The organism is Hamadaea sp. NPDC050747 (assembly GCF_040654195.1).
Taxonomy (GTDB): Bacteria; Actinomycetota; Actinomycetes; order Mycobacteriales; family Micromonosporaceae; genus Hamadaea.
Window position 1 is genome coordinate 143,813 of the sequence record NZ_JBFAHM010000012.1, and the last position, 22,884, is coordinate 166,696.

19 protein-coding genes are annotated in these 22,884 nt (G+C 70.6%); 12 read left to right on the forward strand and 7 right to left on the reverse strand.

The features are described from left to right. A complete protein-coding gene (locus AB0H43_RS27930; protein WP_360004045.1) occupies nucleotides 1–1,077 on the forward strand; it encodes a hypothetical protein in 1,077 nt (358 codons plus the stop codon). Between the two features lie 254 nt (nucleotides 1,078–1,331). Here the strand turns inward: AB0H43_RS27930 and AB0H43_RS27935 are convergent, their stop codons facing one another. Further along, nucleotides 1,332–2,024 (reverse strand): ThuA domain-containing protein, encoded by a 693-nt coding sequence (locus AB0H43_RS27935; protein ID WP_360004047.1) that lies wholly within the window; start codon nucleotides 2,022–2,024, stop codon nucleotides 1,332–1,334. A 148-nt stretch (nucleotides 2,025–2,172) separates the two neighbouring features. On the opposite strand from AB0H43_RS27935, the gene AB0H43_RS27940 reads away from it, so the two are divergent. Then, nucleotides 2,173–5,232, forward strand: a complete 3,060-nt coding sequence (locus AB0H43_RS27940) for a glycoside hydrolase family 38 C-terminal domain-containing protein (protein ID WP_360004049.1) — start codon at nucleotides 2,173–2,175, stop codon at nucleotides 5,230–5,232. Between the two features lie 53 nt (nucleotides 5,233–5,285). On the opposite strand, the gene AB0H43_RS27945 is transcribed toward AB0H43_RS27940, so the two are convergent. Beyond that, entirely contained in the window at nucleotides 5,286–7,751 is a 2,466-nt protein-coding gene (locus AB0H43_RS27945; protein WP_360004051.1) for a glycoside hydrolase family 3 N-terminal domain-containing protein, read from the reverse strand. A 165-nt stretch (nucleotides 7,752–7,916) separates the two neighbouring features. Further along, a complete protein-coding gene (locus AB0H43_RS27950) occupies nucleotides 7,917–8,180 on the reverse strand; it encodes a helix-turn-helix transcriptional regulator (protein WP_360004053.1) in 264 nt (87 codons plus the stop codon). A gap of 128 nt (nucleotides 8,181–8,308) precedes the next feature. Here AB0H43_RS27950 and AB0H43_RS27955 point away from each other — a divergent pair, with 128 nt between their 5' ends. Together AB0H43_RS27955 and AB0H43_RS27960 are read left to right on the forward strand one after the other, a co-directional pair. Further along, a complete protein-coding gene (locus AB0H43_RS27955; RefSeq protein ID WP_360004054.1) occupies nucleotides 8,309–8,434 on the forward strand; it encodes a hypothetical protein in 126 nt (41 codons plus the stop codon). A 29-nt stretch (nucleotides 8,435–8,463) separates the two neighbouring features. Then, nucleotides 8,464–9,804, forward strand: a complete 1,341-nt coding sequence (locus AB0H43_RS27960) for a sigma-70 family RNA polymerase sigma factor (protein ID WP_360004056.1) — start codon at nucleotides 8,464–8,466, stop codon at nucleotides 9,802–9,804. A 57-nt stretch (nucleotides 9,805–9,861) separates the two neighbouring features. On the opposite strand, the gene AB0H43_RS27965 is transcribed toward AB0H43_RS27960, so the two are convergent. Then, complete coding sequence (locus AB0H43_RS27965) at nucleotides 9,862–10,671, reverse strand: CPBP family intramembrane glutamic endopeptidase (RefSeq protein WP_360004058.1); 810 nt, start codon at nucleotides 10,669–10,671, stop codon at nucleotides 9,862–9,864. Nucleotides 10,672–10,739: 68 nt separating this feature from the next. Next, nucleotides 10,740–11,537: a type I methionyl aminopeptidase gene (gene map, locus AB0H43_RS27970; protein ID WP_360004060.1), complete on the reverse strand. Its 798-nt coding sequence runs from the start codon at nucleotides 11,535–11,537 to the stop codon at nucleotides 10,740–10,742. Between the two features lie 86 nt (nucleotides 11,538–11,623). Here map and AB0H43_RS27975 point away from each other — a divergent pair, with 86 nt between their 5' ends. Then, the gene (locus tag AB0H43_RS27975; protein ID WP_360004062.1) at nucleotides 11,624–11,890 is read left to right on the forward strand and encodes a helix-turn-helix transcriptional regulator; all 267 of its coding nucleotides are present in this window, start codon (nucleotides 11,624–11,626) and stop codon (nucleotides 11,888–11,890) included. A gap of 28 nt (nucleotides 11,891–11,918) precedes the next feature. On the opposite strand, the gene AB0H43_RS27980 is transcribed toward AB0H43_RS27975, so the two are convergent. Beyond that, a complete protein-coding gene (locus tag AB0H43_RS27980) occupies nucleotides 11,919–12,095 on the reverse strand; it encodes a hypothetical protein (RefSeq protein WP_360004064.1) in 177 nt (58 codons plus the stop codon). A 47-nt stretch (nucleotides 12,096–12,142) separates the two neighbouring features. Further along, complete coding sequence (gene mraY / locus AB0H43_RS27985; RefSeq protein ID WP_360004066.1) at nucleotides 12,143–13,240, reverse strand: phospho-N-acetylmuramoyl-pentapeptide-transferase; 1,098 nt, start codon at nucleotides 13,238–13,240, stop codon at nucleotides 12,143–12,145. 327 nt (nucleotides 13,241–13,567) lie between these two features. Here mraY and AB0H43_RS27990 point away from each other — a divergent pair, with 327 nt between their 5' ends. From AB0H43_RS27990 to narI, 7 genes are all read left to right on the forward strand, one after another. Beyond that, nucleotides 13,568–13,873: a hypothetical protein gene (locus AB0H43_RS27990; RefSeq protein ID WP_360004068.1), complete on the forward strand. Its 306-nt coding sequence runs from the start codon at nucleotides 13,568–13,570 to the stop codon at nucleotides 13,871–13,873. A 155-nt stretch (nucleotides 13,874–14,028) separates the two neighbouring features. Further along, nucleotides 14,029–14,622: a hypothetical protein gene (locus AB0H43_RS27995; RefSeq protein WP_360004070.1), complete on the forward strand. Its 594-nt coding sequence runs from the start codon at nucleotides 14,029–14,031 to the stop codon at nucleotides 14,620–14,622. A 117-nt stretch (nucleotides 14,623–14,739) separates the two neighbouring features. Further along, entirely contained in the window at nucleotides 14,740–16,038 is a 1,299-nt protein-coding gene (locus AB0H43_RS28000) for an MFS transporter (protein ID WP_360004071.1), read from the forward strand. Between the two features lie 90 nt (nucleotides 16,039–16,128). After that, nucleotides 16,129–19,815 (forward strand): nitrate reductase subunit alpha, encoded by a 3,687-nt coding sequence (locus AB0H43_RS28005; RefSeq protein WP_360004073.1) that lies wholly within the window; start codon nucleotides 16,129–16,131, stop codon nucleotides 19,813–19,815. Further along, on the forward strand, nucleotides 19,815–21,521 hold the full coding sequence (narH, locus tag AB0H43_RS28010) for a nitrate reductase subunit beta (RefSeq protein ID WP_360004074.1): 1,707 nt from the start codon (nucleotides 19,815–19,817) through the stop codon (nucleotides 21,519–21,521). Before AB0H43_RS28005 ends, narH begins: the two co-directional genes overlap by 1 nt. Beyond that, a complete protein-coding gene (gene narJ / locus AB0H43_RS28015; protein WP_360004076.1) occupies nucleotides 21,518–22,132 on the forward strand; it encodes a nitrate reductase molybdenum cofactor assembly chaperone in 615 nt (204 codons plus the stop codon). Before narH ends, narJ begins: the two co-directional genes overlap by 4 nt. Beyond that, a complete protein-coding gene (narI, locus tag AB0H43_RS28020; protein WP_360004078.1) occupies nucleotides 22,129–22,878 on the forward strand; it encodes a respiratory nitrate reductase subunit gamma in 750 nt (249 codons plus the stop codon). The genes narJ and narI overlap by 4 nt, the downstream gene beginning before the upstream one ends. Nucleotides 22,879–22,884 lie beyond the last annotated feature (6 nt).

Genomic DNA, 22,884 nt, shown 5'->3' on the forward strand with positions numbered 1-22,884 from the left:
GTGGTCCCGTACAACCTCTTGCCGATCGAGACCCACCTCGCCATGGTGACCGCGCAGAACGCCAACGTCAGCGCCCTCACCGACGCGGCCCGGATGTGGACCCAGGTACGCGAATGGATCGCCGCCGCCGAGGTGGAGTTGCACGTACGCGCCGCCGACCTGCTGCCGCACTGGCCGGACGAGGCCGGTCGGGAACTGGAACGCGAAACTCAGCGCACGCTCGCCGAATTGAAGATGTGGGGCGACCGGATCGACGCGTCCCAGGTCGTCTCCGGCCTCGGTACGCTCGCGGGCGCGGTCCCCGCGAGCTTCCAGATCGTGTCCGGCCTGTACCAGAGCTACCTGGCGGCGTTGTCGAACCCGTTGACCGCCTGGGCCGCCCTGGGTTTCCAGCAGGCTTCCGGTGCTGAGATGACCGCCCTGGGCGGTCTGTTCGACACGACCATGCTCCAGGTCTGCTCCGCCGCCGGGATCAGGACGCCGAGCGTCAGCATCGGACCGGCGAGCGAGGGCAACTCCACCGACGACGTCGTCACCGCGGTCGAGTCCGTGACGAGCGCGGTCACCAGCTTGCAGGGCCTGGTCTCCGCAGCCGGCGTGTCCGCCGACCTGTCGGACCTTGCCGGACTGTCGGGCGACGGATTGTCGCTGTCCGGGGCAGACCTCGTCCCCACCCTGCCCGGCGGTTCGCTGCCCGGGGTCGAGTCGCCGCCCACCGTTTCCGTGCCGGGTGGCTCCCTCGGCGCCGCCGTCGGTACGCCGACCCTGCCGGCTGCGCTCCGGACGCTGGCCGGGCGGCGAGCCGCCGGTGCCGGCCCAGAACTCAGCGTGGCGGCGGCGACCTCGGCCGGATCCTCCTCGTCGGCGGCCGGAATGACCCCGCCCATGGTCCCGCCCGGTACGGGCCGGGTCGCTGACGGCACCCTGCGCCCCGCCGCAGCGTCGTCGCCGACCGGCCGCGCCCGGCGTGCTGAGGAGCCGGTGGACGGGACCGGGGGAGTGCCGGCGGAACTGCGCGGCCGATCCGGCAGCGGCGATCACTCCTTCGCCGCCGCCAAGGCCCGAACCTCCGCTTGACTCAACCTCCGGCGGCACCGCCGACGTCGGCGATGTTCGATCTCCTCGGTGGTGCGCTGGAGGGCGCCGGCTCCGGTCCATCGGCGTCACCATTCGCACGAAGACCACCTGGCTTCGGCAGCTTGCCGGCGAACTCGGCCGCACGCCCGCGACCGCCGACTGATCGAACCCGGTGGACTGGGCGCCACGCCTCGTCGAAGAAGATCTTCGCCCGCACGGTCGACCCGACCCCGGCGACCTTCACCGCGACCGGGTCAGGCGGCGCGTACCTCGTCGTCCGGGGCGCCCAGCAACCACATCGCCTCGCGGCGCAGCAGTCGCCGCCGCGAAGCGGAGGCGTACGACTCGACGCCGTGGCCGAGCCCGTCATAGATCGCCCGGGCGTCGCCGCTGAGCCAGGCGACCGGGTGATCGACGCCGTCGTGGTGGGTCGTCAGCAGGATCTCCGAGGTTTCGGCGACATCCAGCGCGCAGTACTGTTCGTCGTCGGCCACCACCGGGCCGAGCCCGTCCACGACGGGGTGCGCGGCGGCCGGGGTGAAGGTCGCGACGCTCTGCGGCGGGTGCGTCGAATGCCCCGGAATCCACCGTCCGCCCAGGATGCCACGCCACCCCGGGTGGTCGGGGAAGGTGTTCGCCGCCTGATGCAGTCCGAGAATCGCCCGGCCGCTGCGGGCGTACCGGACGATGGCGGCGTGGGCCGCCTGCCACTGCTCGTCGTCGCCGTCGAAGGCTGGATCCGGCCGGCCCCGGCCGCAGTTGACCACCAGGAGGTCGACATCGTCCAGCAGCGCGAAGACGCCGGCGAAGGTGCTGCGGATCTGGACCTCGACGCCGAGCGTCGCCATCTCGACGGCGACGGCGTGCGAGGTGGCCGCGTGGTCGTGCCACGGATCCTCATACCGGCCACGTCCGGCCAGGACGAGAACACGTTTGCGGTGCCACATGTGGTCCCGTCCTTTCGTTAGGCTTCGCCGCGTTACCGTGTCGAATGCTACTGACCGTGACGCTGACCCGGGACGACGAGTCAGCGGCGCGCCGATCGACGGACGGCGGCGAGTCGCCGGCCAGTCCGCTGCCGCGAGGAGAGCCGCCGTGCACGACCGCGAACGTCAGACCGCCGCCCGCCTCGATCGCGTGCTGGCCCAGCGAATCCGCCCGGCGCTCTATCCACTTCGGAATCCGTTGACCGTCACCGCCTGGCACGCGCCGGGCGAACCCGTCGCTGTCGATCACGCGCTCGCCGCCGACTACACGGCGTTCGAGCCGGGCACACCCTGGGGACCGCCGTGGTCGACGACGTGGTTGCATCTCACCGGCGCCGTCCCCGCCGACTGGGCCGGTCGCCACGTCGACGTCCTCGTCGACCTCGGGTTCACCGACTCCTGGCCCGGATTCCAGGCCGAAGGCCTGGCGTTCGACGCTCTCGGCGTACCAGTGAAAGGCATCGCGCCGCGCAACCACCACGTGCCGGTGGCGGCCGTCGCAGCCGGCGGTGAGGCGATCGACCTGTTCGTGGAGGCCGCGGCGAACCCGATGCCGATGCCCGGTTTCCGGGCCTGGCCGCCGAGCCCGCTAGGTGACCGCGCGACCGCCGGGACCGAGCCGCTGTACCGGTTCGCGGGCGCAGAGGTCGCGGTGCGCGACGAGGCCGTCTGGCACCTGCTGCACGACCTCGAGGTGCTCAGCCAGCTCGGCGGCCAGCTGCCGCCGGGCCAGCGACGAGCCGAGATCTGGTACGCCGTCGGCCGCGCCCTGGACGCGCTCGACCTGCACGCCGTGAACGCGACCGCGCAGGCGGCCCGCGATGTGCTGGCGCCGGTGCTGGCGCGGCCCGCACACTCCTCCGCGCACCGCGTCAGCGCGGTCGGCCACGCCCACATCGACACCGCCTGGTTGTGGCCGCTGCGGGAGACCGTTCGCAAAGCCACGCGCACGTTCGCCACGGTGACGCAGCTCGCGACCGAGTATCCGGAGCTGGTGTTCGCCGCGTCGCAGGCCCAGCAGTACGCCTGGATCCGCGAGCGCCGCCCGCAGCTGTGGCAGCGGATCGCCAAGGCCGTCGCAGACGGCACGTTCGTGCCGGTCGGCGGGATGTGGGTGGAGTCCGACACGAACCTGCCCGGCGGCGAAGCCCTGGCCCGGCAGCTGATCCACGGCAAGCGCTTCTTCCTGGAGGCGTTCGGCGTCGAGACCCGCGAGGTGTGGCTGCCGGACTCGTTCGGCTACAGCCCGGCGCTGCCGCAACTGGCGCGGCTGGCGGGCAACGACTGGTTCCTGACCCAGAAGCTCTCGTGGAGCGCGGTGAATCGCATCCCGCACTCGACGTTCTGGTGGGAGGGCATCGACGGCACACGGCTGTTCACTCACATGCCCCCGGTCGACACCTACAACGCCGAACTGACGGCGGCGGAGCTGAACCGGGCCGAGACGCAGTTCGCCGACGCGGGACCGGCGACGATGTCGCTCGTTCCGTTCGGCTACGGCGACGGCGGCGGCGGCCCCAACCGCGACATGCTCGAACGGGCCCGTCGCCTCCGGGATCTCGACGGCAGCCCGGCGGTGACGATTCGTTCCCCGGCGGAGTTCTTCGCCGCCGCACAGGAGGAGTACGCCGACGCGCCGGTCTGGGTCGGTGAGCTGTACCTCGAACTGCACCGCGCCACCTACACCACGCAGGCGAAGACGAAGGCGGGCAACCGGCGTAGCGAACATCTCCTGCGCGAAGCCGAACTGTGGGCGGCGACCGCGGCCCGGTACGCGAACGCGCCCTACCCGTACGAGCGGCTGGAGAAGGTGTGGCAGCAGGTGCTCACCCTGCAGTTCCACGACATCCTGCCCGGCAGCTCGATCGCGTGGGTCAACCAGGAGGCGCGCGAGGCGTACGCGCGGATTCAGGCCGAGCTGGAGGAGCTGATCGCCGATGCGGCCACTGAGTTGGGGGCGTCCGCTCCGGCGGTCCTGAACGCCGCCCCGCACGCCCGCGACGAGGTGATCGTCGTGCCCTCCGGGGCCGGGCAGCCGTTGCCCGGCGGCCGGTACGCCGTGTGGGCGAGCGCTCCGGCACTCGGCATCGGCGCCATCGCCGAGTACGCGGGACCGCCGGCCACGGTGGCGACCACCGATGCCGGGGTCGTCCTCGACAACGGCGTACTGCGCGTCGTCGTCGACGGCGACGGGCTGATCACGTCGGCCGTCGACGTCCACAGCGGACGCGAGGCCGTGGCCGCCGGGCAGCGCGGCAATCTCCTGCAGGTGCATCCGGACCACCCCACGAACTGGGACGCGTGGGACATCGACGCTCATTACCGCAACACGGTGACCGACCTGACCACGGCGGAGTCGGTGACGGTTCGCGCCGACGGGCCGCTCCTCGCCGAGGTGGAGGTCGTCCGGGTGTTCGGCGCGTCGCGGATGACCCAGACCTACCGGCTCGCGGCGGGGTCGCCGCGGCTCGACGTCGACACCACGGTCGACTGGCGCGAGTCGGAGAAGGTGCTCAAGGCCGCGTTCCCCGTGGGCGTACACACCGACCACGCGACGGCCGAGATCCAGTACGGGCACCTGCGCCGCCCGATCCACACCAACACGAGCTGGGACGACGCCCGGTTCGAGATCTGGGCGCATCGCTGGATGCACGTCGGCGAGCCGTCCTACGGCGTCGCCGTCCTCAACGACGCCACCTACGGCCACGACGTCACACGCGGCCCGGGGACCACCACCGTGCGGCTCACCTTGGTACGCGCGCCGCACAGCCCGGATCCGCATGCCGATCAGGATGTGCACCGGTTCGCGTACGCGCTGCTGCCGGGAGCGAGCGTCGGCGACGCGATCGCCGAGGGGTACCGGCTGAATCTGCCGCTGCGGGTGGCGGCCGTGAACCCGGCGAACCCGCCGCTGGTGGCGTCGTCGCAGCCCGGCGTCGTCGTGGAGGCGGTCAAGCTCGCCGACGATCGCGGCGGCGACCTGGTCGTGCGTCTTTACGAGGCGCGGGGCGATCAGGCGGCAGCCCGGCTGACCGTGGGCTTCCCGGTGCGAGCGGCCACCGTGGTGGACCTGTTGGAGCGGCGGCTGACCGACCTCGTCGTCGCCGACGGCGGCGTGGACGTGACGCTGCGGCCGTTCGAGATCCTCACGCTCCGCCTGTCGGCCTGATCGCGGTACGCCCCGGGCCGGGCACGACTCCGGCCCAGGGCGCGCGGCGCAGGTCAGCTCGTGGAGCAGGCCGCCCCGTTGAGCGTGAACGCCGCCGGCGGCGGGTTCGAGCCGGTGTAGCTTCCGTTGAAGCCGATGCTCGTGGAGCCGCCCGGTGCGAGGTTGCCGTTCCAGCTCATGCTGGTCGCGGTCACGTCCGCGCCGGACTGCGTCCAGGTCGCCGACCAGCCGTTGGTGACGCGTTGGCCGCCGGGGAAGGTGAACCGCAGCGTCCAGCTGGTCATGCTGGTGCTGCCGGTGTTCGTGATCGTGACGCCGGCGCCGAAGCCGCCCCCGCCCCAGTCGTTCGCGGTGTAGACCACCTTGCAGGTCCCGCCGCCGGTGCCGCCGTTGGTGGTGGTGAAGGTGACCGGTCCGGAAACGGGGGAGAGGTTGCCCGCGGCGTCCCTGGCTCGGACGGTGAGGGTGTAGGTGGTGGCGGGCGTCAGTCCGCTCAGGACAGTCGAGGTCGTGGCGGTGGAGGCGACGACCGAGCCGCCGTTGAGGACGTCGTAACCGGTCACCCCCACGTTGTCCGTCGCGGCGCTCCACGTCAGGGTCGCGCCGCTGCTGGTGACGGCGGAGGCGGTCGGCGTACCGGGGGTGCTCGGCGGTGAGGTGTCCCCGGCCGAGTAGGTCAGCCCGTAACCGTAGGGGAACAGGCCGGTCTGGCCGTCACCGTCGTTGATCGGCTCCTGACTCGCGCCGGCGGGCCAGGTCACGGGCAGTTTGCCGGTGGGCGCGTAGTCGCCGAACAGGACGTCGGCGACGCCTTGCCCCTCGGTGCCGGGCAGCCAGGCCGCCACCAGCGCCCGCCAGTCCGGCAGTTGTGCGCTGATGTCGAGCGGGCGGCCCGAGACGAGGACGACGACGACCGGTACGCCGCTGGCCTTGAGCGTGTTGAGGGTGGCCAGATCGGTGCTGTCCAAGCCGAGCCCGCTCGGGCGGTCGCCCTGGCCTTCGGCGTACGGGGTCTCGCCGACGACCGCGATGGCGACCCGGTACGAGGAGTCGATGCCGCTGCCGCCGACGTTGTAGGTGACCGTCGCGCCGGAGCCGACGGTGCTGCGGATTCCCTGCAGGATGGTCGTTCCGGGGGTGATCGCGCCGCTGCCGCCCTGCCAGGTGATGGTCCAGCCGCCGCTCTGGTACCCGATGTTGTCGGCGCTCTTACCGGCGACGAAGATCTTGCCGCCGGACTTCGCGAGCGGCAGCAGGTTGCCGGTGTTCTTGAGCAGGACCTGCGATTCGCGGACGGCCTGGCGGGCGAGCGCCCGATGGGCGGTGTTGCCGACCGAGCCGGTGTAAGAGCGGTCCGCCATCGGCCGCTCGAACAGGCCCAGCTCGAACTTCTTCGTCAGGATGCGGCTGACGGCGTCGTCGATCCGCGCCTGGGTGACCCGCCCGGCCTGCACCTCGGTACGCAGCAGCGAGATGAACGTCTTCCAGGCGGTCGGCTCCATCGCCATGTCGACGCCGGCGTTGATCGCCGTACGCACGTCGGTCGCCGACAGCCCGGTGGCGCCGTCGATCTGGTCGATGCCGTTCCAGTCGGAGACGACGAAGCCGGTGAACCCGAGTTCGCCCTTGAGGACGGTGGTGATCAGGTACTGGTTGCCGTGCATCTTGACGCCGTTGAAGCTGCTGAAGGAGATCATCACCGAGCCGACGCCCTTCTGCACGGCGGCCTGGAACGGCGGCAGGTGGATCGCGCGCAACTCCGTCTCGGAGATCTGGGTGTTGCCCTGGTCGGTGCCGTTGGCGGTGCCCCCGTCGCCGACGTAGTGCTTGGCGGTGGCGAGGACGGACGCTGGGGCCGCGCCGAGCGTACTGCCCTGCAACCCGGTGACGATCGTCGTCATCGCCGACGCGAGCTCCGGCTTCTCGCCGAACGACTCGTACGTGCGCCCCCAGCGATCGTTGCGGGCCACGCACAGGCACGGCGCGAAGTCCCACTGGACGCCGGTGCCGGTGACCTCCTCGGCGACGGCCCGGCCGATGTCCTGGGCCAGCTGCGGATCACGGGCGGCGCCGAGGCCGATGTTGTGCGGGAAGATCGTCGCGCCGACCACGTTGTTGTGCCCGTGGACGGCGTCGGCGCCGTAGATCATCGGGATGCGCAGCGGCGTCGCGAGCGCACCGTTCTGGAAGCCGTCGACCATGTCGGCCCAGGCGGACGGGGTGTTGGACGACGGCGTCGAGCCACCGCCGGACAGGATCGAGCCCAGCCGGTAGGTGGTGACATCGCTGGGGGTGGCCGAGCCGCGCTCGGCCTGAGTCATCTGGCCTATCTTCTCGTCGAGGCTCATCCGGCCGAGCAGATCGGCGACCCGAGCCGAGGTCGGCAGCGACGGGTCCTGATAGGGGTACGCGGCCGCGCGGGCGATGCCGGACGCGGCGCCGGTGGAGACGGCGCAGACCGCGGCGATCGCCAGCGCGGACACGAGGGCGCGGAGGCGTGCTGGGGGACGGTTGTTCACGGATCTCTCCTTGAAGGGCGATGAGGAGAACGTGAACTGAGGATAAACCGGATATGGGAGCGCTTCCATATCCGGCTTGGGCCATCCCGATGGTGGTTGTCCGCGCCCGGTAGTTGTCCCGCGCCGCGGTTCGTCGGCGGTCGGCGGGGATCCGGGCGGCGGGCGTCAGCGGGCGGCGGGTTTGTCCGCGAGGTCCATGATGGCGCGACGCTCGGGGCCGAGCATTCCGCAGGCGTTCAGCCAGCCGTAGACGACCTGCCGGGACGCCGGTTTGTCGCCTCGCTCGATCGCCTCGACGTCGTCGGCCGTGATGCCGATCCGGCCGGCGAGCTCCTCGGCGGTCAGCTGCGCGTCTTCCCGCTTCTGCCGCAGTTTGGCGGCCAGCTGACTGCGCTCCGCGTGGTCGGTCGGTTCCTGCCCGTACGGCATGTCTTCTCGTCCCCTCCGCAGCGGCGTTGATCTCGATGTGAGCTACCCCGTGGACCGGTCTGGCTGGGCAAATCGGTCATGAGGTGACGATATCCTCTACCGCTCGAATGTCAGGCATATTGACGCTTGTGCCCGGCTCATCCGGCCGCCAGTCCGCCGTCTCGCTGACCACCCAGCAGCATCGCATCCACGGGCTCGTCGCGGAAATCTCCGCGCTGACCGTAATGGTGCCGTGGTCCGCAGGCACCTACTAGGGTCAAGCCCTCGACCCCCGGGAGTGAACATGACGTCCGACGCCCCCTTGGCGCAGGCCGCCGCGGCCGGGGACCGCGACGCGTTCGAACAGCTCTACCGCCGGTACTGGCCTGGTCTGCTCGGCCTGGTCGTCCGGCAGGTCGGCGACCATCACCAGGCCGAGGACATCGTCCAGGAATGCTTCCTCATCGCCTGGCGCGACCTGCCCGCGCTGCGTGACCCGGCCGCCGTGCGGACCTGGCTGTTCTCGATCGCGTACCGGCATGCTCTGCGCTCGGCCCGCCGCCGCGCGTTCCTGCCGCTCGGCGAAGACGTCGACGTCGCCGACTCGGATCCGCTGGCCAGCCCGGAGGCGGCGGCGGAACGCCGCGAGACGCGCCAGCTCGTCTGGGACGCGGCCATGGGACTCGAACCGCGCCAGCGTGCGGTCCTGGAACTCGCCCTGCGCTGGGACCTGTCCAGCAAGGAGATCGGCGAGGTGGTCGGCGTCCGTGGTGCGCACGCCGCCGTGCTCGTCCATCGGGCGCGGTCCGCGCTGGGCAACGCCATCAAGACGACCATGGTGGTCCGCCAGAGCGACCGCTGCCAGCCGCTGAGCCGCCTGCTCGGGGGTGCGCAGCCGCCGTTGTCGTCGAAGCAGCGGGCCAGCGTCGACCACCACGTGCGCCGATGCCCGCAGTGTCAGCGCGTCGGCGTGGCCGTTCCGGCGTACGCGGGAACGCTGGCGGTGCTGCTCGGCAAACCGACCGCGAAGGTGGCGGGCAGCCCGCTGCGGTGGCTGGCCGTCAAGGCGGCCGTCGCCGTAGTGCTGGCCAGCGTCGCGGGCGGCACCATCGCGTACGCGGCCGACGGCCGGCCCGATCCGACCGGTACGCCCACCGCGTCGGCGGTGGCCCAGCCTTCGATCTCGGCAACCCCGGCGGCGGTGCCCTCGCCGTCCGCCCCGGCCGGCCGGACGGCGTCACCGAAGAGCAGCCCGGCGAAGCTGTCCCCGGAGAAGCAGATGCTGGCCCTCATCAACGCCGAGCGGGCCAAGGCGGGCTGCGGCGCGGTCGTGTTCAACGACAAGCTCGCCAAGGCGGCCGAGGGGCACAGCGCCGACATGGCCGCCCAGGCGTACTTCTCGCACACCTCGCTCGACGGGCGTACGCCGTGGGACCGGGCCCGCGCAGCCGGTTACCAGTACGCCTCCGCCGAGAACATCGCCGCCGGTAACGCGACCGCCAAGGCGACGATGAACCAGTTCATGAACTCGCCCGGGCACAAGGCGAACATCCTGAACTGTTCACACAAAGCCGTGGGCATCGGCATGGCCAAAGGCGGGCCGTACCGGTACTACTGGACGCAGCTGTTCGGCTCGCGCGCCTGAGCCGGGAAGAGGAGACGGGCGCCGTCCATCGTGGACGACGCCCGTTCGGCGGACGGGTCAGATGAGGTTGAAGACGATGGCGATGGTGCCCACCGTCGCCATGAGCAGGGCCGAACCGGGGTGCATCCCGATCGAGAGCCGGATGTCGTGCTTGCGCCAGACCAGCCAGATCCCCGGGAACAGGAAGACGAGCTTCGACAGCACGGTCCACGGCGCCCAGAAGTGGTACACCGAGAACAGGACCGTGTTGAGCACGGGCGCTCCCCAGCGCAGGTGGGCGATGCGGGGCAGCAGGAAGCCGCGGAAGTAGAACTCCTCGATCAGCGGGAGGGTGAACCCGGTCAGCGGCAGGCACACCAGCATCGTGACCACCAGGAGCGAGTGCGAGTATCCGTCGAGGTAGGTGGTGGCGCTGCCACCCGCGCCCTCGAAGGGAACCCACGTGAAGAAGGTGTCGTAGACGAAGTTGTCCAGCGGGACGAGGGCGAGCGACACCACCGTCATCCACACGATCAGCCCGGCGATCATCGCGGTGACCTTTCCCCGGGGGATCGGCTTGTCCCGGTAGCCGACCACGCCACGCAACGAGTACCGGCCGTTGCGACGGCGGCCGAGCCACAGCAGGCCGAACAGCACCGGCGCCAGCACGATGACCAGGGCGACCGCCCAGGCCAGGAAGATCGGATAGCCGATCGCCTGCACGAACGGTTCGGCGATGAACAAGTACGCGGCGACGATCAAGGCGCCCGGCACCAGATGCAGCGCGATCGACAACGGCACGGAGTGGCGGTCGGCCAGCAGCAGCTCGACGAGTTTGTTCGGCCGGGCCGCTGTCGTCGCGGCCGTGGGGGTCAGCGTGTTCTCCATGCCGGAAAGAATCGACGGACGTGCTGTCGTGGCCCTGTTACGCCGCTGACACCGCCGGCGCGTACGCGTCAGCTCGTCGCGACCGGCTGGGCGTGGCCGTCCGGGAGTCGGGTGAGGACCAGCGGGGCGTCGTCGGTGACGGCGACCGTGTGCTCGGAGTGGGCCGTTCGGGAGCCGTCGGCCGACCGGATCGTCCAGCCGTCCGGGTCGTAGACGATGCGATCGGTCGTGCGGGCGAACCAGGGTTCGAGGGCGAGGGTCAGCCCGGGCCGCAGGACGAGGCCGCGCCCGGCCCGGCCCTGGTTCGAGACGTGCGGCTCCTCGTGCATGGTGCGGCCGACGCCGTGGCCGCCGAACTCGGTGTTGACCGGGTAGCCGTAGTCCTGGGCGACCGCTCCGATGGCCGCGGACAGATCACCGAGGCGGTTCCCCGGCCGGGCCTTCTCGATCGCGGCCGCCAACGCCTCCTCGGTGGCGCGGATGATCCGCAGATCCTCTTCGGCCGGTGTCCCGACGATCACCGTACGCGCCGAGTCGGCCACCCAGCCGTCGATGCTGACCGCGAGGTCCGCGCTGAGAATGTCGCCGTCGCGCAGCGTGTAGTCGTGCGGCAGGCCGTGCAGGACGGCGTCATTGACGGAGAGGCAGATGACGTTGCGGAACGGGCCCTTGCCGAAGGACGGCGCGTAGTCCCAGTAGCACGATTCCGCGCCGCGCCGTTTGATCATGCCGCGGACGTGGTGCTCGAGGTCCAGCAGGTTGACGCCGACGTCGGCGAGCCGGCCGACCTCGGCGAGCACTTCGGCCACGAAGCGGCCGGTCACGTGCATGCGCTGGATCTCCGCCGGCGACTTCAGTTCAATCACGAAAACCCTCGCGTCACAGGAGTCGGTATAGTTATACCGGCAGGCTAGCACTTGTCGGTATAGTAATACCAGCCTATCCTGGCACCATGGTCCGTCAGCCGCTCACGCCCGAGCAGATCGAAGCCGGTCGGCGACTCGGCGCCCGGCTGCGCCTGGCCCGAGGCGCGCGCGACCTGACCGAAGTCGCGCAGGCGGCGGGCATCTCGCCGGAGACGCTGCGCAAGATCGAGACCGGGCGGCTGCCGTCCCCCGGGTTCGGCACGATCATCTGCCTCGGTGAGGCGCTCGGCCTGCCGGTGGAGGAGCTGGCGGCCTGCTGGCGCGGCGTCGAACTGTCGTTGGAAGCCGTCTGACCGCAGCCGTCCTCAGGGGACGCCGCCGTCAGTCGTCCTCCTCCGTGGCCCGATGGATGGTCTCCGCGATGGCGGCGGCGTCCCAGCCGCCTTCGCCACCGCTGTCCCGCCAGGCGGCCACCGCCTCCTCGGCCTGTTCCTCGTCCCAGTCGTAGTCCTCGACCAAGGTGTCCGCGATGAGCCGGTCCAGCGCGAGATCGTCCATGTGGCGCACTCTACCGGCACCGAGCTGCGGCGATGCCCGACGACGGGCTACGGCAGCCGGCTGAGGAAGTCTCCGTAGAACAGACCGAGACCGGCCACCACGCCAGCGCCCGCGATGATCCAGAACCGGGTCACGATCGTGACCTCGTGCCAGCCGACCATCTCGAAATGGTGATGCAGCGGGGACATCCGGAAGACCCGCCGCTTGGTCGTCTTGTAGGAGACGTACTGGATGATCCGGGACATCGTGACGACGACGAACAGGGCGGCCAGGATCGGCAGCAGGAGAACGGTCCGCGTCGCGACGGCCTCGCCCGCGATGAGCCCGCCCAGCGCCATGGAGCCGGTGTCGCCCATGATGATCCGCGCTGGTGAGGTGTTCCACCACAGGAAGCCGAGCAGGGCGCCCGCCGCTGCGCCCGCGACGAGCGCGGTCTCCAGCGGGTCGCGGGCCTGGTAGCAGAAGGCCGCGCGCGCGTCCGGGTCCGCGCACCAGTGCTGATACTGCCAGAACGAGATCAAGCCGTACGCGCTCAGCACGACGATCGACGTGCCGGTCGCCAAGCCGTCCAGGCCGTCGGTGAGGTTCACGGCATTGGTCGCCGCCATGACGATCGCGATGAAGGCGACGACGGCGCCCACCTTGCCGACGTCCAGCCAGCTGATCTCGCGGACGAACGACAGCCGGGTGCTCCCGACCGACAACCCCGCGGTGCTGGGAAAACCGAGCGCGACGATGCCGAACCCGGTGCCCACCGCGAGCTGCAGGACGAGCTTCCAGCGCCCACTCAACCCGGCGGTGTTCTTCTTCGTGACCTTCAGGAAGTCGTCGACGAATCCGATGCCGCCGCAGAACACCATCAGGCCCAGCAGGACGAACCCGGTCATGGTGGGGCCCGGCGGGACGATCTGCGCCTCCGGCAGCACGTTCATGACCAGATGCCCGACCATGTACGCGAGCACGGTGCCGACGACGAAGACCAGCCCGCCCATCGTCGGCGTACCCCGTTTGACCTGGTGGGCGGCCGGATTGATATCCCGGATCGGCTGTCCGGCCCGGAGCCGGGCCAGCATGCGGGCCGCCAGGGGTGTGCATACCAGCGCGAAGACGAATGCCACGGCGGCTGCGGCGACGGAGGAGACCACCGGTGCGTACCTCCTGGTGGGGGCGTCGGCGACAAGATCGTGAGCGGCCAGCATACGGGTAGACGCACGGACGTGCGGCCAGGGTTGCCGCGACCACAGCCTTCCCGGCGACGGGGCGACGGGGCAGCGGCCGGCTCGGCCGCCGTCTACCGTGCGCGAGTGAGAATTCGACGGGCGATCCTCGCGGCGAGCGGCGTACCACTCCTGGGCCTGACGGCCTGCACCAGTGCAGATCCTCCGGATGCGCCGGTCGGCCCTGTGGCTGATGCGGTCGCGCCGTCACCATCGAAGACCGCACTCGACTGTGTTGAACCGGCGGCAGATCTCGTGCGCGCGATCATGGCGGGTGGTCTGCCGGGTTGGGGCACGCTGCGGCCGGAAGAGGCCTCCGCCTGGAAGTCGCCGGGCACGGACAAGGTCTACTTCATCGCGATCCGGTTCCGGGCGGAAAACCTCGGCCCTGAGACGGGGGTGTGGGTATCCGATTCCCTGTCGGCGGACCGCGAACTGCTCATGTCGCTGGACGAGGCCGCGCTGCGGGCCACCACCTGGCCGAACGCGTCCACCGTCGACACGTCGTTCGGGCCGACGATGACCGGGGTGAAAGAGGCGAAAGCCTGTCTGGGTCCTTGAGAGCACGGCAATCGTTCGCGGCGGATCGGCAGAGGGCCCTCAGGTGAGGAGTCTTTGGTCCCGGCCAGGTCGGGCGGTTCGCCTCAGGTGCACCACACCGGAACGCGGGAAAGTGAGGTCGACAACGAAAGGGCAAGGCTGACGGGAGAGACGTCATGACCGCCACACCGCACAAGGCTCCGGTTCTGCACCGCGAACGCGCGGAGGCACCTGGATCGATGCTCACTCACACCGCCGCGCGGGCGCTCGCTGTCTTGCGGATCGCCACCGGCACCGTCTTCCTGTGGGCGTTCCTGGACAAGACGTTCGGCCTCGGCTACGCCACCCCGGACGCCCGGGCCTGGATCAACGGCGGATCGCCGACCAAGGGCTTCCTCGCCAACGTCGACCTCGGACCGTCCTTCCTGCAGACGTTCTTCCACAACATCGCGGGCACCTGGTGGGCGGACTGGCTGTTCATGGCCGGCCTGGCCGGCGTCGGCACGGCCCTGATCCTCGGCATCGGCATGCGCATCGCGGCCGGCGCGGCCGTGGCGATGATGTCGATGATGTGGCTGGCCGAGTTCCCGCTCGACCGCACCGCCGCCGACGGCACGCCCAGCGGGTCGACCAACCCGATCACCGACTACCACGTCATCTACGGGATCACCACCGTGGTGTTGGCGCTGACCTACGCGGGCCAGACCTGGGGCCTGGGTCGCTGGTGGGCCCGGCTGCCGTTCGTGCAGCGCCACCGCTGGCTCATCTGAATCCGCTATGCCGACAGGCTGGGCAGGCTCGACCGAAGGGCCCGCCCAGCCTTCACGCTGCCACACGACCACCCGGCCGGCGCCGGGGCCGCGACCGAGAAGCGCTAGGGAGACGACATGAGCGGCACGACTACTACGACCTCCGGGCGGCAACGGGTCCTCATGCTGACCCTGGCCACCGTCGGGTTCGCGGTGAACTTCTGGGCGTGGGCGCTGCTGAGTCCGTTGGCCCCGAAGTTCAAGGAGGCGCTGGGGCTGAGCGCGTTCCAGCAGGCGTTGCTCGTCGCGGTCCCGGTCGTGGTCGGCTCGGTGGGCCGGATCCCGGTCGGGGCCCTGACCGATCGGTTCGGTGGACGGATCATGTTCCCGCTGGTCTCCCTGGCCACCGTCGTCCCCGTGGCGTACCTGGGCCTGGCGGGCCAGACCTCGCTGGCCGGGTTGCTGGTCGGCGGGTTCTTCCTCGGCGTCGGGGGTACCGCCTTCGCGGTCGGGGTCCCGTTCGTCAACGCCTGGTTCCCGCCCCAACGGCGTGGTCTGGCGATCGGAGTCTTCGGCGCGGGCATGGGCGGCACTGCGATCAGTGCGCTGACCACAGTGCAGCTTGTGGACGCCGGTACTGCGGCCACCCCCTTCGTCGTCACCGCCGTCGTCCTGATCGCGTACGCGATCGCCGCCGCGCTGGTGCTGCGCGACGCTCCCGGGCGGGTCCCGCCAAGCCAGCGCCTGACGCAGCGGCTGGCCGCCACCGTTCGGCTGCCCGTCACCTGGCAGGCTGCCGTGCTGTACGCCGTGGTCTTCGGCGGGTACGTCGCGTTCTCGGTCTACCTGCCCGCGTACCTCAAGACCGCGTACGGACTCACGCAGGCCGACGCGGCCAACCGGATGGCGGGGTTCGTCCTCCTGGCGGTGGTCATGCGGCCGGTCGGCGGCTGGCTGTCGGACCGAGTCGCACCGAGCCGCGTCCTGGCCGTCGCCCTCACTGTGGTGGCTCTCGGCGCCGCCGTGCAGGCGTTCACGCCGGGCCTCGTCCCGCTGGGGACGATCGCGTTCCTGTCCATGGCGGCCGCGCTCGGCGCCGGTAGCGGCGCGACGTTCGCGCTGGTCGCGCAGCGAGCCCCGGCCGCGATGGTCGGCTCGGTCACGGGCGTGGTCGGTGCCGCCGGCGGGCTCGGCGGATTCGTTCCGCCGCTGGTCATGGGGGCCGTCTACGGGCACTACCAGTCGTATGCGCTCGGCCTGGCCGCCCTGGCCGTCGTCGCCCTCGCCACCTTGCTGCTCACCGTCACCGTCGTGGCCCGTGCGCGCCGCGAGGACGACCCGGCGACGAGCCGCACCCAGGCAACGCTCCGTCCGCATGCCGGTCAGCCCCACGGGACGGGACCTTTGGCCCGTGACCTCACCGAGGATCCCCGCTGAAATGAGCAGCGGCTCGCGGTGTGCCGCTTGCGAGCCGATCACGATCAGGTCAGTGTGGATCAAAAGCAGACGAGTAGGACGGATAGTCGGATGGCGAACGCAGCCGAGAACGCAAACCGGGCATTGCTTGCGGTAGGCGGACTCGTCCGGCGCGCGGAGGTTTCTCCCGACGGCCGGGCGCTGTACCAGATCGGCGGCCGCGAGGCAGACGCCTTCTATCGGGACCGCTGGTCCTACGACAAGGTCGTCCGGTCGACGCATGGGGTCAACTGCACCGGCTCGTGCTCGTGGAAGGTGTACGTCAAGGACGGCATCATCACCTGGGAGCAGCAGCAGACCGACTATCCGACGGCCGGCCCCGACCGGCCGGAGTACGAGCCGCGCGGGTGTCCGCGTGGTGCGGCGTTCTCCTGGTACACCTACTCGCCCACGCGAGTCCGGTTTCCCTACGCCCGGGGCGTGCTGATCGAGATGTACCGGGAGGCCAAGGGCCGGCTCGGTGATCCGGTCGCGGCCTGGGCCGACATTCAGGACGACCCGGAGCGCCGCCGCCGCTACCAGCGGGCCCGCGGCAAGGGCGGCCTCGTCCGGATCACCTGGGACGAGGCCCAGGAGATCGTCGCGGCCGCGCACGTGCACGCCATCAAGCAGTACGGTCCGGACCGGGTCGCCGGTTTCTCGCCCATCCCGGCCATGTCGATGGTCTCCCACGCGGTCGGCGCGCGGTTCCTGTCGCTCATCGGCGGGTCCATGTTGTCGTTCTACGACTGGTACGCCGACCTGCCGGTGGCCTCGCCGCAGGTGTTCGGCGACCAGACCGACGTTCCCGAGTCCGGCGACTGGTGGGACGCGTCCTACCTGATCATGTGGGGTTCGAACGTCCCGGTGACGCGTACGCCGGACGCCCATTGGATGGCCGAGGCCCGCTACCGGGGGCAGAAGGTCGTCGTGGTGTCGCCGGACTACGCCGACAACGTGAAGTTCGCCGACGACTGGCTGCCCGCCCAGCCCGGCACCGACGGCGCGCTGGCCATGGCGATGGGCCACGTGGTCTTGAAGGAGTTCTTCGTCGACCGGACGGTGGAACCGTTCGTCGACTATGTACGCCGCTTCACCGACCTGCCGTACCTGATCACCTTGGATCCCGTCGAAGGCGGAGGGTATCGGCCGGGCAAGTTCCTCACCGCCGCCGACCTCGCCACCGATCTCACCGCCGCCGGGGAGGCGGGCGGCGAGGCGGCCTTCCGGCCGGTGGTGTGGGACGAGACCGCCGACGCCGTGGCCGTGCCGAACGGGTCGCTCGGCGACCGGTACGCCGAAGCCGGGGCCGGTCGCTGGAATCTCGACCTGGGCTCGATCGTCCCCCGGTTGAGCTGCGCCGGCGGCGACGCCGTCGAGGTTCTGCTGCCCCGGTTCGACAACGATCTGCCAGAGGTGCTGCGGCGAGGCGTACCGACCGCGACGGTGGGCGGGCAGCTGGTGACCACCGTGTTCGACCTGATGCTCGCCCAGTACGGGGTGGCCCGCCCGGGGCTGCCCGGTCGCTGGCCGACGGGGTACGACGACGCCGCCGAGCCCTACACTCCCGCGTGGCAGGAGCCGATCACCGGCGTACCGGGCAAGGCGGTGGCGCGGATCGCCCGGGAGTTCGCCGACAACGCCGAACGTTCCGGCGGCCGCTCGATGATCCTCATGGGAGCCGGCACCAACCACTGGTTCCACTCCGACACCACGTACCGGGCGATGCTCGCCCTCACCACGCTGACCGGCTGCCAAGGGGTGAACGGCGGCGGCTGGGCGCACTACGTCGGCCAGGAGAAGTGCCGCCCGGTGACGGGCTGGTCGCATCTGGCGTTCGGGCTGGACTGGTCTCGTCCGCCGCGCCAGATGATCGGGACGGCGTTCTGGTATCTGCACACCGATCAGTGGCGCTACGACCAGTACGACGCGGGCGTGCTCGCCTCGCCCCTGGGCAGCGGCCGGTTCGCCGGCAAGCACACCGCCGACCTGCTGGCTCAGTCCGCCCGGCTCGGCTGGATGCCGTCGATGCCGACGTTCGACCGTAATCCGCTGGACGTGGCCGACGAGGCGCTGGCCGCCGACCCGGACAACCCGGGCGCGTACGTGGCCGAGGCGCTGACCGGCGGCCGGCTCGGGTTCGCCGGCGCCGACCCGGATGCGCCGCAGAACTGGCCGCGCGTCCTGACCGTCTGGCGGGCCAATCTGCTCGGCTCGTCGGCCAAGGGCAACGAGTACTTCCTGCGGCACCTGCTCGGTACGGACGCCTCGTTGCGAGCCGAGGAAACACCGCCGGACCGGCGGCCGCAGGAGGTGCGCTGGCGGGACGAGGCTCCGGAGGGCAAGCTCGACCTGCTGCTGAGCCTGGACTTCCGGATGACGTCGACGACGTTGTTCTCCGACATCGTGCTCCCCGCCGCGACCTGGTACGAGAAGCACGACCTCAACAGCACCGACATGCATCCCTACGTGCACGCGTTCACACCCGCGATCAGTCCACCGTGGCAGACGCGTACGGACTTCGCGGCCTTCCACGGCATCGCGCGGGCGTTCTCCGACCTGGCCGCGGAGCATCTGGGCGTACGCCAGGACCTGGTGGCGGCGCCGCTGCTGCACGACACCCCGGACGCGCTGGCCACCCCGCACGGCGTCGTACGCGACTGGAAGACCGGCGAGGTGGCGGCCATCCCCGGCAAGACCATGCCGAAGTTCGTCGTGGTGGAACGCGACTACGGCGCGATCGCCGAGAAGATGGCCTCCGTCGGCCCGTTGCTCGACCGGCTCGGGACCACCACGAAGGCCGTCACCGTCGACGTCAGCCCCGAGATCGCGTACCTGAAGAAGATCAACGGCGAGGTGCGCGGAGGCGTCGCCGACGGACGGCCGCGCCTGGACACGGACATCCGGGCCTGTGAGGCGATCCTCATGCTGTCGGGCACCACGAACGGCCGCGTGGCGACCGAGGGATTCCGTTTCCTGGAACGGCGGACCGGGCAGCGGCTCGCGGACCTGGCCGCCGAGCACGAAGGCAAGCAGATTCGGTTCGCCGACACGCAGGCGCGGCCGGTGCCCGTGATCACCAGCCCGGAGTGGTCGGGCAGCGAACACGGCGGCCGGCGCTACTCGCCCTTCACGATCAATGTGGAGCGGCTCAAGCCGTGGCACACCCTGACCGGACGGCAGCACTTCTTCCTCGACCACGACTGGATCGCCGAACTCGGCGAACAGTTGCCGATCTTCCGGCCGCCGCTGGACATGCACAAGTTGTTCGGCGAGCCGCGGCTGGGCCGCACCGGTGAGCTGGAGCTGACGGTTCGCTACCTGACGCCGCACTCGAAGTGGTCGATCCACTCCGAGTATCAGGACAACCTGATCATGCTGACGCTGTCGCGCGGCGGGCCGACCCTGTGGATGAGCGAGGCCGACGCGGCCAAGATCGGCGTCGCGGACAACGACTGGATCGAGGCGGTCAACCGCAACGGCGTGGTGGTCTGCCGGGCGGTCGTCACCCACAAGATGCCCGAAGGCACGGTCTACATGTATCACGCCCAGGAACGCGTGATCGACGTGCCGAAGGCCGAGACCTCGGGCCGACGCGGCGGCATCCACAACTCGCTGACCCGCCTGCTGGTCAAACCCAGTCACATCGTCGGCGGGTACGCGCAGCTGTCGTTCGCCTTCAACTATCTCGGTCCCACCGGCAACCAGCGGGACGAGGTCACGATCATCCGCCGCCGCTCGCAGGAGGTGCAGTACTAGTGCGTGTCATGGCACAGATGGCGATGGTGATGAACCTCGACAAGTGCATCGGCTGTCACACCTGTTCGGTCACCTGCAAGCAGGCCTGGACCAACCGGTCCGGCGTCGAGTACGTGTGGTTCAACAACGTCGAGTCGCGCCCCGGCCAGGGCTATCCGCGAACCTACGAGGACCAGCAGCGGTGGCAGGGCGGCTGGACCCGTACGCGGTCCGGCCGGCTCAAGCCGCGCGCGGGCGGCCGGATCAAGAAGCTGCTCAGCATCTTCGCCAACCCGAAGCTGCCCGCGATCGGCGACTACTACGAGCCGTGGACCTACGACTATCAGCACCTGCTGACCGCCCCGGCCGGCGACGACACCCCGGTCGCCCGGCCGAAGTCGCTGCTCACCGGGCAGGACACGAAGGTCACCTGGTCGGCGAACTGGGACGACTCGCTCGCGGGCGGCAACGCGATCGCCGCCGGCGACCCGGTTCTGGCCCAGGTCTCCGACCGGGTACGCCAGGAGTATGAGAAGGCGTTCCTGTTCTTCCTGCCCCGCATCTGCGAGCACTGCCTGAACCCGTCGTGCGCCGCCTCCTGCCCGTCCGGGGCGATCTACAAGCGGGCCGAGGACGGCATCGTCCTCGTGGACCAGGACCGCTGCCGGGGCTGGCGGATGTGCGTCACCGGCTGCCCGTACAAGAAGGTGTACTTCAACCATCGGACCGGCAAGGCCGAGAAGTGCACGTTCTGCTTCCCGCGCATCGAGATCGGTCAGCCGACCATCTGCTCGGAGACCTGTGTCGGGCGGCTGCGCTATCTCGGCCTCATGCTGTACGACGCGGACGCCGTCGCGAAGGCCGCCGCGGTCGAGGACGAGAAAGACCTCTACGAGGCGCAGCGGTCGGTCTTCCTCGACCCGAACGACCCGCAGGTCGCCGCAGCCGCCGCCCAGGCGGGGATCCCCGACGACTGGATCGACGCGGCCCGCCGGTCGCCGATCTGGGACCTCATCATGACCTACCGGGTGGCACTGCCCTTGCATCCGGAGTACCGGACGATGCCCATGGTCTGGTACATCCCGCCCCTGTCGCCGGTCGTGGACGTGCTGCGCGAGACCGGCCACGACGGTGAGGACGCCGGAAACCTGTTCGGCGCCGTCGACGCGCTGCGCATACCCGTCGACTATCTGGCCGGGCTGTTCACCGCGGGCGATCCGGCCCCGGTCGACGCCGTGCTGCGGCGGCTGGCGGCGATGCGTGCGTACCAGCGGCGGATCAACCTCGGCGAGGAACGGGACGAGTCGATCGCCGAGGCCGTCGGCATGACCGGTGAGCAGATCGACGCGATGTATCGGCTGCTGGCGATCGCCAAGTACGAGGACCGGTACGTGATTCCCGCCGCGCACGCCGAAGACGCCCACCGGCTCGAGGCTCTCGGCACCGAGTGCAGCCTCGAAGGCCTCGGGGGGCCGGGAATGGGCGTCGTGGTCCCCACCGGGGCAGCCGGGCGGCAGGGCCCGTTCGGCGAGTCCTCCGGCGGCCCCGACCCGGTGACCGTCGAGACCTTCCACATGCTGCGGGAACGGCAGACCACCGACACTGTCGCCGCACCGGAGGACAAGGGATCGCGGGTCAACCTGCTCAACTGGGACGGCAAAGGCCGTCCACAGGGATTGTTCCCGCCCCGTCCCACCGCCTCCGACGACGAGGAGCAGGAGAAGTGACCACATCGGACTGGCGGCCGGTCGCCGCCCGCGCGGCCTCGCTGCTGCTGCGCTACCCCGACGCGGAAGTGGTCGCCGCCACCCCGCTGATCCATTCCGCCCTGGCCGGACTGCCGATCGCGGTGGGCGATTCGCTGCGACCGGTCGTCGAGCACCGGCTCGGCTCCGACCCGGTGACCCTCGCCGCGGAGTACGTGGAACTCTTCGACTTCCGCCGCCGGTGCTGCCTGCACCTGACGTACTACACCGCCGGGGACACCCGCCGCCGCGGCGAGGCGCTCGTCGGCTTCGCCGCTCGGTTCAAGGAGGCCGGGCTGGAAGTCGTCGACGGGGAACTGCCCGACTACCTGCCCGCGGTCCTCGACCTCTCCGCGATCGATCCCGGCGGCTGGCGGCTGCTGCACGACCATCGGGTCGGCCTGGATCTGCTGAGCAAGGCGTTGGCGGGCTCGGCGTACCAGGGCGCGGTCGAGGCCGTCCGGGCGATGTTGCCGCCCGCCCGGCCCGCCGACCTCGTGGCAGCCGCCACGCTCGCCCGCTCCGGCCCGCCCGCCGAACAGGTCGGCCTGGAACCGTTCGGACTCGTCGACACGACCGGAGGACGCCGGTGAACACACTGCTGTGGGTGGTCTACCCGTACGTCGCCGTCGCGATCCTCGTCGGCGGGCTCGTCTGGCGCTATCGCTACGACAAATTCGGCTGGACCACCCGGTCGTCCCAGCTCTACGAGACCACCGTGCTGCGATGGGGCAGCCCGCTGTTCCACTTCGGCATCCTGCTCGTCCTGCTGGGACACATCGGCGGCCTGTTGATCCCCAAGTCGTGGACCGAGGCGGCCGGCATCAGCGAGCACATGTACCACCTGGCCGCGGTCTTCCTCGGCACGGTGGCCGGCTTCTGCACGCTCATCGGCATGGCCATCCTGATCCTGCGCCGCCGCCTGACCGGGCCGGTCTTCGCCGCCACCACCAAGAACGACAAGGCGATGTATCTGGTGCTCGCCTCGGTGATCGTGCTCGGGCTGTGGGCCACCGTGAAGGCGAACCTCGCGGGGGGCGGCTACGACTACCGCGAGACCGTCTCGCCCTGGTTCCGATCGCTGTTCGTGCTGCAGCCGGATCCGGCGCTGATGACGAACGTCCCGGCCACCTTCCAGACCCACGTGATCGCCGCGTTCGCGCTGTTCGCGTTCTGGCCCTTCACCCGGCTCGTGCACGCCTTCAGCGCCCCCGTCGGATACCTGACCAGGCCCTACGTCGTCTATCGCAGTCGTGACCTCGCCCAGGGATCACGCGGGCTGCGGGCGGCCCGGCCGGGCTGGGAAGGCCCGCCGCAGGCGCCCGGCAAACGCCGGTGATCCGCC

Excerpts from the sequence above, each read along its gene's own strand:
- AB0H43_RS27935 (WP_360004047.1), bottom strand. The coding sequence starts at position 2,024 with ATGTGGCACCGCAAACGTGTTCTCGTCCTGGCCGGACGTGGCCGGTAT.
- AB0H43_RS27950 (WP_360004053.1), bottom strand. The coding sequence starts at position 8,180 with ATGCCGTACGGGCAGGAACCGACCGACCACGCGGAGCGCAGTCAGCTG.
- AB0H43_RS27960 (WP_360004056.1), top strand. The coding sequence starts at position 8,464 with ATGACGTCCGACGCCCCCTTGGCGCAGGCCGCCGCGGCCGGGGACCGC.
- AB0H43_RS27965 (WP_360004058.1), bottom strand. The coding sequence starts at position 10,671 with ATGGAGAACACGCTGACCCCCACGGCCGCGACGACAGCGGCCCGGCCG.
- AB0H43_RS27975 (WP_360004062.1), top strand. The coding sequence starts at position 11,624 with ATGGTCCGTCAGCCGCTCACGCCCGAGCAGATCGAAGCCGGTCGGCGA.
- AB0H43_RS27980 (WP_360004064.1), bottom strand. The coding sequence starts at position 12,095 with ATGGACGATCTCGCGCTGGACCGGCTCATCGCGGACACCTTGGTCGAG.
- AB0H43_RS27995 (WP_360004070.1), top strand. The coding sequence starts at position 14,029 with ATGACCGCCACACCGCACAAGGCTCCGGTTCTGCACCGCGAACGCGCG.
- AB0H43_RS28000 (WP_360004071.1), top strand. The coding sequence starts at position 14,740 with ATGAGCGGCACGACTACTACGACCTCCGGGCGGCAACGGGTCCTCATG.
- AB0H43_RS28005 (WP_360004073.1), top strand. The coding sequence starts at position 16,129 with ATGGCGAACGCAGCCGAGAACGCAAACCGGGCATTGCTTGCGGTAGGC.